This is a genomic window from Streptomyces sp. ADI95-17 (assembly GCF_003846175.1).
Taxonomy (GTDB): domain Bacteria; phylum Actinomycetota; class Actinomycetes; order Streptomycetales; family Streptomycetaceae; genus Streptomyces; species Streptomyces sanglieri.
This window is the reverse complement of sequence record NZ_ML123048.1, coordinates 440,295-448,237: the sequence shown is the minus strand read 5'-3', so window position 1 is coordinate 448,237 and position 7,943 is coordinate 440,295. Positions and strand designations below refer to the sequence as shown.

The 7,943-nt window shown below is 69.9% G+C and carries 9 protein-coding genes and 1 pseudogene; 6 read left to right on the top strand and 4 right to left on the bottom strand.

The genetic code is table 11. From position 1 onward, the window contains the following. Nucleotides 1–421, bottom strand: a 421-nt coding sequence (locus EES42_RS44880) for a hypothetical protein (RefSeq protein WP_164495311.1), incomplete at its 3' end; no start/stop codon positions are given. Between the two features lie 60 nt (nt 422–481). Between EES42_RS44880 and EES42_RS44875 the strand changes: the two genes are divergently transcribed. The 4 genes and pseudogenes from EES42_RS44875 to EES42_RS25105 all read left to right on the top strand — a co-directional run bounded on the left by EES42_RS44875 (nt 482) and on the right by EES42_RS25105 (nt 2,082). Next, a complete protein-coding gene (locus EES42_RS44875; RefSeq protein WP_164495296.1) occupies nt 482–652 on the top strand; it encodes a hypothetical protein in 171 nt (56 codons plus the stop codon). Continuing rightward, nucleotides 621–731 (top strand): annotated as a pseudogene (locus EES42_RS25115) (IS5/IS1182 family transposase); the annotation flags it as partial. The gene EES42_RS44875 and the pseudogene EES42_RS25115, both read left to right, overlap by 32 nt. Nucleotides 732–1,011: 280 nt before the next feature. Further along, the gene (locus EES42_RS25110) at nt 1,012–1,575 is read left to right on the top strand and encodes a DinB family protein (RefSeq protein ID WP_124720514.1); all 564 of its coding nucleotides are present in this window, start codon (nt 1,012–1,014) and stop codon (nt 1,573–1,575) included. Between the two features lie 204 nt (nt 1,576–1,779). After that, entirely contained in the window at nt 1,780–2,082 is a 303-nt protein-coding gene (locus tag EES42_RS25105) for a hypothetical protein (RefSeq protein WP_124720513.1), read from the top strand. Between the two features lie 1,455 nt (nt 2,083–3,537). On the opposite strand, the gene EES42_RS25095 is transcribed toward EES42_RS25105, so the two are convergent. Then, entirely contained in the window at nt 3,538–4,314 is a 777-nt protein-coding gene (locus EES42_RS25095; protein ID WP_124720512.1) for an SDR family NAD(P)-dependent oxidoreductase, read from the bottom strand. A gap of 30 nt (nt 4,315–4,344) precedes the next feature. Continuing rightward, nucleotides 4,345–4,659: a hypothetical protein gene (locus EES42_RS46380; RefSeq protein WP_241196574.1), complete on the bottom strand. Its 315-nt coding sequence runs from the start codon at nt 4,657–4,659 to the stop codon at nt 4,345–4,347. Between the two features lie 102 nt (nt 4,660–4,761). Between EES42_RS46380 and EES42_RS25085 the strand changes: the two genes are divergently transcribed. Both EES42_RS25085 and EES42_RS44870 read left to right on the top strand, forming a co-directional pair. Then, entirely contained in the window at nt 4,762–5,646 is an 885-nt protein-coding gene (locus tag EES42_RS25085) for a helix-turn-helix transcriptional regulator (RefSeq protein ID WP_124720511.1), read from the top strand. A 715-nt stretch (nt 5,647–6,361) separates the two neighbouring features. After that, a complete protein-coding gene (locus EES42_RS44870) occupies nt 6,362–6,766 on the top strand; it encodes a hypothetical protein (RefSeq protein WP_164495295.1) in 405 nt (134 codons plus the stop codon). Between the two features lie 44 nt (nt 6,767–6,810). Here EES42_RS44870 and EES42_RS25075 read toward each other — a convergent pair. After that, nucleotides 6,811–7,943 (bottom strand): helix-turn-helix domain-containing protein (locus EES42_RS25075; protein ID WP_241196572.1); only part of this gene is annotated, 1,133 nt, incomplete at its 5' end.

The following is a 7,943-nucleotide window of genomic DNA, read 5'->3' as shown; positions in this document are numbered from 1 at the left end:
CCGCCGCGCGTGCTGCCTCCAGCTCGGCGACTAGCCGCACGACCCGCCTGTTCCGGGCCCGGCCGAAGCTGTGGCCCGACAGCATGTGCAGCTGGTCCGTCCCGCCGGAGGCCAGCACCAACTCCGGGACGTCGGACGAGTACACCGTGCCCGACACGACAGCCACCCGCACCTCCCGGATGTCCGTCCACGCGTGGGAGCGTGCGTTGAGCAGCCCGGAGTACCTCAGCCCGTCCGGCCCGTAACGGACGCCGAACACCGGCGCGCGGAACGTCAGCACCACACCCGGCACGCCCAGGATGACGACCGGGAGCAGATGGACCACATGCCTTACTCCCATCGCCAGCACGACGGCGATCAGCAGGCACGCACCGCCCATCAGGAAGTAGCCGATCGCCCCGAGAGGGCGCCTCTTCCGCATGTCTGCCCCCAGCTCCCTGGCTCGCGGTGTCGCCCGAGGTCCGGGGCCGCTGTGATCGTCATGGATCAGCTTACGAATGGCGGGTCGCACACCGCCAAGGGCAGCACCGAGCAGCTGGCGGACGCCGGGCAGTGGCAGCCGGGCGACCCGGAAGTGCTGGTGGTGATGGACGCCGGCAACGACGCTCCCCGCATCGACCTGGGTCATGCACGCCCGCAGACACGCGCGTGACTACGAACGGCCCGTTCAGCACTCGGAATTGGTCATCACCTGGGCCTCGATCACCCGGATGACCAGGCGCATCACCCGCCGACCCCCGCAGGAGCGGACAGTCGGCCTCCCGCGAGGCCCACCGCGACTGATCCGATCGGCACTGACCGCCGTCAGTGCCGCCAAGAGGTCACCGGGGCCCAAAGCCCGCCCAATTCTCGCACCACCACCACGACGACTTCAGCAGCGCAACCGGCAACATCGAGGCCGGTGTCCTGTTGCCCAGAAAACCCAGGTCGCGCTGCCGGACGGCATAGCCGGAGTCGTCCTGCGCCCACCAGGCCGGCACGCTCCGCTCGACGGGTCTGTAGTGTGCGGCAATGACAAGAAGCGAGCGGCTCGCGGAGCAGTCGGACTGGTACTGGCGCACGAATCTGCGGCCACGGCTGGACGGTCTTACCGACGATGAGTATTTCTGGGAGCCGGTGCGCGGCTGCTGGAGCATCCGCCCACGTGGCACGTCGGCCACACCGATGTCGGCAGGTTCGGGGCAATGGAAGATGGACTCCGCGTCCTCTGACCCGGTGCCGGCGCCGGTGACCACGATCGCCTGGCGGCTGGCGCACATCATCGTCTCCTGCCTGGGCTACCGGGTCGGATGGCACTTCGGCGGCCAGGACGTCGACTCCCAGACATTTGCCTACGCGGGGACCGCTGACGAGGCGCTGAAACAGCTCGATGAGATGTATGGGAGATGGAACGCGGGGGTCCGCGAGCTCTCGGACGCTGACCTGGAGAATCCGCCCACGGTGGGTCCCGAGCGGTTCCCCATGGAAGGCATCGTCCTGCACGTCAACAGGGAGCTGATCCATCACGGGGCCGAGATTTCCCTGCTGCGCGACCTCTACCGCTGGCAGGACGGAGCCGTACCGCGCCGAGGATGACTTTTCGGTAACCGGCGATCGAGCTTCGGAAACCTACGTGGACCCGTCGCCCCCGCCGCGCCGACCGGTCGCTCTACCTCCTCCACGAGATGGCCGGGGCCACCGTCCGCTGACCACCTTCTCGGTCGTCGCGCCGAAAGTCCCCTCCGGTCGGAGGGGACTTTCGTGATTCCGGATACTGCCCCGATTGCCAGAATGAGTTCCATGAAGACCGCTGCCTACACCGCCATCAACACCCTGGTGTTGACCGCGCACAGCCTCCCGCAGACTCTGGAGCAGATCTCTCAGCAGCTGCACGAGCTCCAGGCCGCCGGGCAGGTGGTGAGCACGGACGGCGCTCATACGACAGACGGTCAGCTGGCCAGTACCCATGGCGCCCTGCGCCGGGCAGGGGAGCACGCCGCCGCCCTGGCGGACGCACTGCATGATGCCAGGGTGGCGGTCAGCGGCCTGGTGATGGTCGACGCGGCGCCCGCCGGCACCCTCCAGCCCGACGGCCAGAGCTGACGATGACCGCCAGCCGGAATGCCCCGCCTCGGGTATCGGCGGCCGGCCAGTCCCTTCGTGCGCATTGGCGGGGCCGCGCGCGGGCCTATGGGGCGGCCTGTTGGCCGGGAAGATAGAGCATCACCCCACCGGGGATCGGCGCGCACCGTGCCGGTGGGTACTTCGTGTCGCTGCGCGCTGAAAGGCCCCTGGCGTTCGCCCCTCTCCTGGCGGCCTGTCCGCAAGACCCGGTCGTCCGAGGCGCGTCGGAAGCATTGGCCGAGATGTGACGTGCGACGGAGTGCGGGTTCGGGCCGAGGGCCTGCTCCAGACCCCGTTCGCGCCCGTGTGCCGAGGCTCGGTAGTTGTCACCGACCGCGCCGCATAGGCTGCGCAGGAACCAGGCCGGAGCAGCCGGACTGTCGCCAGGAAGGCGCTGTAGTTGTCACACGCAGCCGATCGCCGGCCATCCTGTCACCGGGCGGCTGTGTGACTCGCGACGACCTCATCGCCATGCTCCGCGAACAGACCCCGGCATCCGGACCTGCACGCGCAGCCTTGATCGCCGGGGCTGACTTCGTCGTCTGGGACGGCCTGGTCCCGGCCAATAGACACGTGGGCGTCTTCCGGCGCCGAATGCACCACTCCTTGAGACGTGGCCACACGATCGATGGCCTTGCCGACAGCGTCGACATCCTTCTGCGAGCCGGGGAAGAGCCACTTCGTATCGGATCCATCGACACGGTGGACAGGTCTTCCTGGTTCCTGATCTTCCTGAACTCCACGGCGACAGAAGTGATGGCCTGCTGCGGCGGGCGCCGGCTCATTGCCTCCCCAGGGTCGGCCGACGCCCCCGAGTGGCAACGAGCCTGCACGGCGGTCACTTCATCAGGAGAGGGTACGTAAGTCGGCGTGATCCTGATGGTGCCCAACGCCGAGGCGGACAGGCGATATCCCTACTGCCCCTTGGGTTCCGCAACTCGCTGCCGCCGGGAGGCTACGCCGGACGGTGCACCCCGTACGCGCGGGGACGGTCCCTACGCCCAGAAGCATCGGTCTGGGCTCATTCGACGCTGGCTTACGTCCGGGACGGCGGTTTCGACGACCGGCCCCTGAACCGAGGGCTACGCTCCCTGCGCCCCGAGCGGGTCGACGTCACCATCGACCGTGTTCACCTCGTCGAGCAGCGGCAGGACCCGGCAGCCGGGTACTACACGTGGGAAGTCGTGGAAGAGTTCCGATTCGGGTAGAGGACGGGCAGGTCAAGACGCCAACTCGTCCGAGCCTTGGATTGATCTCGGTGCGGGGCGGTCACGTGTACGGTGTCGGCGGCCGTCTGGAGGGCCTGCCGGAGCTGGTGGCGATGGCGGAGTTCAGAGCCCGCTGCAGGGCGTCGTGCCACCGCGAGCCACTCGCGCGCCAATGAGACCGAACCGGCCGGCCTTTCACAGTGAGGGACGGCCGGTCGGCGGCTGCTCACTGGGCGGTGTAGCCGCCGTCGACAGGCAGGGCGATGCCGGTGACGTAGCTGGCGCCGGTGCTGGACAGCCACAGGACGGCCTGGGCGATTTCGTCGGCGGTGCCGAGTCGGTCGATGGCCTGGCCGGCGGCGGCCTGGTCGCTGTCGAGTTCGCCGTTGGCGAGCATGGTGTCGACCATGGGGGTGCTGATGGTGCCGGGGCACACCGCGTTGATGCGGACGCCGCGGGAGCCGTATTCGAGGGCGGCGCTCTTGGTCAGGCCGATCACGCCGTGCTTCGAGGCGTGGTAAGCAGCGCGGCCGGGGTTGCCGACGAGGCCGCCGAGGCTGGAGCAGTTGACGATCGCACCGTGGCCCTGTTCCCGCATGTGGCGCAGTTCGTGCTTCATGGCGGCCCAGATGCCGCGCAGGTTGATGTTCTGGACGCGGTCGAACTGGTCGGCGGGCTCGTCGGCGGCGTCGGTGGGCGGGGGCATGATGCCGGCGTTGTTGTAGGCCATGTCCAGCCGCCCGAAGGTCTCGACGGTGCGGTCGACGGCGGCGGCGACCTGGGCTTCGTCGGAGACGTCGCAGACCAGGGCGAGGGCCTGGTACCCGGCGTCCGTGAGGTCCTTGACCGCAGCGGTGACCGCGTTCTCATTGATGTCGGCGAGGCCGACGGCAGCGCCAGCCTCGGCGAAGGCGCGGGCGGCGGCCAGGCCCATGCCGGAGCTGGCACCGGTGACGAAGGCGACCTGGCCGGCGAAGTCGTACGTGGGGTTCTTGGTGTTCATGGCGGGTGCTCCAGGTAGGTGGGGGCCGGTTCAGGTCCGTGCCGAGGCTGAGGTCGTTTCCGCGGTCGTGCGGGCTGCCGGGATGGGGCCGCCCCGGGCGACGGTGCGCGTCGTGGCCCGCCGCATTGTGACGGCCAGGGCGGTCAGCGGCAGCAGGGTCAGGCCCGCGAAGACGGCGCCGACCAGGGCGGGCCCGGTCACGCCGAGGGAGGAGGCCAGGGCCTGCCCGGCGAGCGCGGAGCCTGCGGCGATGCCGGTGTTGTAGGCGGAGGTGTGGCCCGTCGCCGAGTGCAGGGCTGGGTGGCTTCGTGCCCGCCCCTCGGCGGGCCGGGCGAGAAGCACCACGTCGTCCAGGTAACCCCCTCACGACCTGCGGAGCGAGGCACGGCCAAAGGGTGTACCGGCAGTACATCCCTCCACTCGCGGCATCGTCGTACCGTCGAAGGCGTGGACAACCAAGCAGAGGTCCGCGAGTTCCTGACCTCGCGGCGAGCCAAGATCACCCCCGAGCAAGTGGGCCTGCCCACCGGCAGCCGCCGCCGGGTGCCCGGCCTGCGCCGCAGCGAGGTCGCAGCCCTGGCCGACATGAGCGTGGAGTACTACGCCAAACTGGAACGCGGCCACCTCGCCGGTGTCTCCCCGGCCGTCCTCGACGCCCTCGCCCGCGCCCTGCAGCTCGACGATGCCGAGCGCGCGCACCTGCTGAACCTCGCGCACGCGGCGGACGGCTCCGACACCCTCAGCCGCCCCCGGCGACGCTCCTCGCAGTGGAAGCCGCACCGCAGCCTGCAATGGGTCCTGGACGCCGTCACCGCAGGGCCCGCCTTCGTCCGCAACGGCCGCATGGACCTGCTCGCCACCAACCAGCTCGCCCGCGCCTTCTACGACGACGTCTACGCCACACCCCACAACCAGGCCAACCTGGCCCGCTTCAACTTCCTCGACGCCGCATCCCGCCGCTTCTACCCCGACTGGGACCAGGCCGCCGACGTCGCGGTGTCGATCCTGCGCACCGAAGTCGGCCGCAACCCCCACGACAAGGGCCTGCACGACCTCGTCGGCGAACTCTCCACCCGAAGCGACGACTTCCGCACCCGCTGGGGCGCCCACAACGTCCGCCACCACGGCACCGGCACCAAACGCTTCCACCACCACGTGGTCGGCGACCTCACGCTCGCCTACGAAGGGCTGGAGATGGCCGCCGAACCCGGCCTCACCCTCACCATCTACACCGCCGAACCCGCCTCACCCTCCGAAGAGGGACTGCGCCTCCTCGCCTCCTGGGCCGCCACCGACCAGCCCACCTCACCCGCACCGCACTCCCGCACCTGACCGACGGCACCCGATGCGGCCCCCATGGGCCTTTCCTGTCATCAAACGAAGGCACCCTCAAGTGATCAACGCACCACCCACGGATGACCATGTGATCGTGGAGGCAAAGGTGCGTGACTACGGGTTTTCGCCAGCTCAGCAGGACGAGATTTGGAAACGCTGGCGGGAGGGGCAGTCGTTCAGCTTGATCGGACGGGCACTCGGGGCACCGATGCAGCACGCTCGTCGCTTCCTGTCCCAGAGCGGCGGCGTCCGCCTCGCCCCGCGGAAGCGGTCAGAGCGGCATCTGAGTGGCAGCGAGCGCGAGGAGATGTCCCGCGGCATCGCCGCCGGGGAATCGGCCCGCCAGCTGGCCAAGCGGCTGGGCCGATCCCTTCGACCGTCTCCCGCGAGATCGCCCGCAACGGCGGGCGGGACCGCTACCGAGCCGCCTCGGCCGACGCAGCCGCCTGCGAGCGCGGGCGCCGCCCCAAGCAGGCCAAGCTCGCCCAACGGCCCGCTCTACGCGCCCTGGTGGAAGCCAAGCTGGCTCTGTGCTGGTCACCCGAGCAGATCGCAGGATGGCTGCGACGGCTGTTCCCTGAAGACGCCTCCATGTAGATCTCGCACGAAGCGATCTACCTCTCGCTCTACGACCCTCGCCGGCGTCAGGCGATCGACCGCAGCCTCACCCAGCGACTGCGGTCGAAAGCGGCAAGAGTGGGCCAGGCGGTCGGTGGGCAACATGATGATCGCCTGCGCGGTCGTGACCTCGGCGCTCTCCGGGATGCGTTCATCCGAACTGCTTGAGCTGGAGGTGGGCTGCCGCACCCCTGCACGGACCGTGGCTGGCGGAGGCTGCCGCTTCCGCCTGTCCGGCAAGGCCATCAAGAACAAGCGGTTCAGCGGCGCCCCGGACGAGTGGGTGGTCGTCGAGCAAGTCGACCGCGCCATCGCCCTGGCCGAACGGCTCGTTGGCCGTCCCCGCGGCGCCGTCGGCCTACGGCACGTTTCCGACGCATTCTGGTTGCCCTCCTACGGAAGGGCGCCGGCGCGCGCAGCGAGGGCGCGGAGTTCGGGCGTGGCGCGGCCGGACATCAGCAGTCCGGAGATGAGGGACTTCACCGCAGGCCGGGAGTGAGTCTCCTGGGGTGCTTGGTGCTCGGCCGCCAGAAGTGAGCGCACTCATTCGTCCCGATGTCCGCGTAGGGCCAGGGCGGCCGCTACGTCGGTGTAGTAGCGCGCCCGGCGTTCCACGCTGGGCAGGCTCTGCGGCGGCAGTGCACGGGCGGCGGCCGGGGCTGCGGAGGGGGCGCCGGTGGAGAACTCGGCGGAGATGCGGTGGAGCTGGACGGTGGCGGGGCTGAAGCCGCCGCCGTGATCACGCAGCACGGTGGTGCCGCCGAGGCTGGCGGCGATGGCGGCAGCTTCATCCGTCAGCTCCCGCATCCCCTCCCGGTCGCCGCCTCTTGCGGCACTGTAAGCGGCTGACTGGATCAGCAGGCCGCGTTCGGCGGCGCCGCTGCGGGACGCGCGAAGGGCTGGGTCGTCGGCGGCGTTGAGTGTGATCGACAGTGCCTGGTCCTCCCAGCCGGCGCGGCGGGCGAGTACAGCGAGGTTCCGGGCGGCCTCCGCCACTGCGAGGGGGTGTCCGGCGGCTTCGGCCACCTGGCGTGCGCGGTCGGCTGCCATCCAGCCGAGCTGCTGCTCGTCGAGTTTGACGAGCATGCGGGTCGCGAGGAGGTAGCTCTGCCCGAGCAGATCGAGGTGATCGCCCTCGGCTTCGGAGCCGAGGGCGTGTCCGGCACGGATCAGGCGGGGCAGGCGGACGGCGAGGCTGGCGGAGTGGCAGGTGTGGAAGTCGGCGTGCACGCGTGCCAGTTCGACAGGCAACTGCTCGGTGGCCGGCAGTTCGTGGTCCTGGCCGATTCCGAGCATCGCGTCCGGCAGACGGCCGACGAGGGGCGGTCCCGCTGGTACGTCCTGGGCTCCTGCTGCCGTCGTTGCCGGGAGCGAGAGGCCGGCGGTTGCCGCAGCCGAGAGAGCAAGGAATTCTCGTCGCCGCACTGGGGCGTCGCTCTCCTCCCGCTGATTTCGTCCCAGCCTAGAGGCGGGAAGGCGTGGGTAGGCGAGACCAGGGGCGACAGGGTATCCGTGTCGGGTCTGTGCAGGGGGCGAAGTCGCGGTGAGTCCGAACTCCTTGGGCGGAATGTCGAGCACATCAGCGAAGCATCTGAGGACGTCGACGTCGGACAGCGGGGAGAGGCCCCGCTCGTACCGGGAGACCTGGGAGGCGGAGTAACCGGTCCGGTCACCTA

Excerpts from the sequence above, each read along its gene's own strand:
- EES42_RS44875 (WP_164495296.1), top strand. The coding sequence starts at position 482 with ATGGATCAGCTTACGAATGGCGGGTCGCACACCGCCAAGGGCAGCACC.
- EES42_RS25110 (WP_124720514.1), top strand. The coding sequence starts at position 1,012 with ATGACAAGAAGCGAGCGGCTCGCGGAGCAGTCGGACTGGTACTGGCGC.
- EES42_RS25105 (WP_124720513.1), top strand. The coding sequence starts at position 1,780 with ATGAAGACCGCTGCCTACACCGCCATCAACACCCTGGTGTTGACCGCG.
- EES42_RS25095 (WP_124720512.1), bottom strand. The coding sequence starts at position 4,314 with ATGAACACCAAGAACCCCACGTACGACTTCGCCGGCCAGGTCGCCTTC.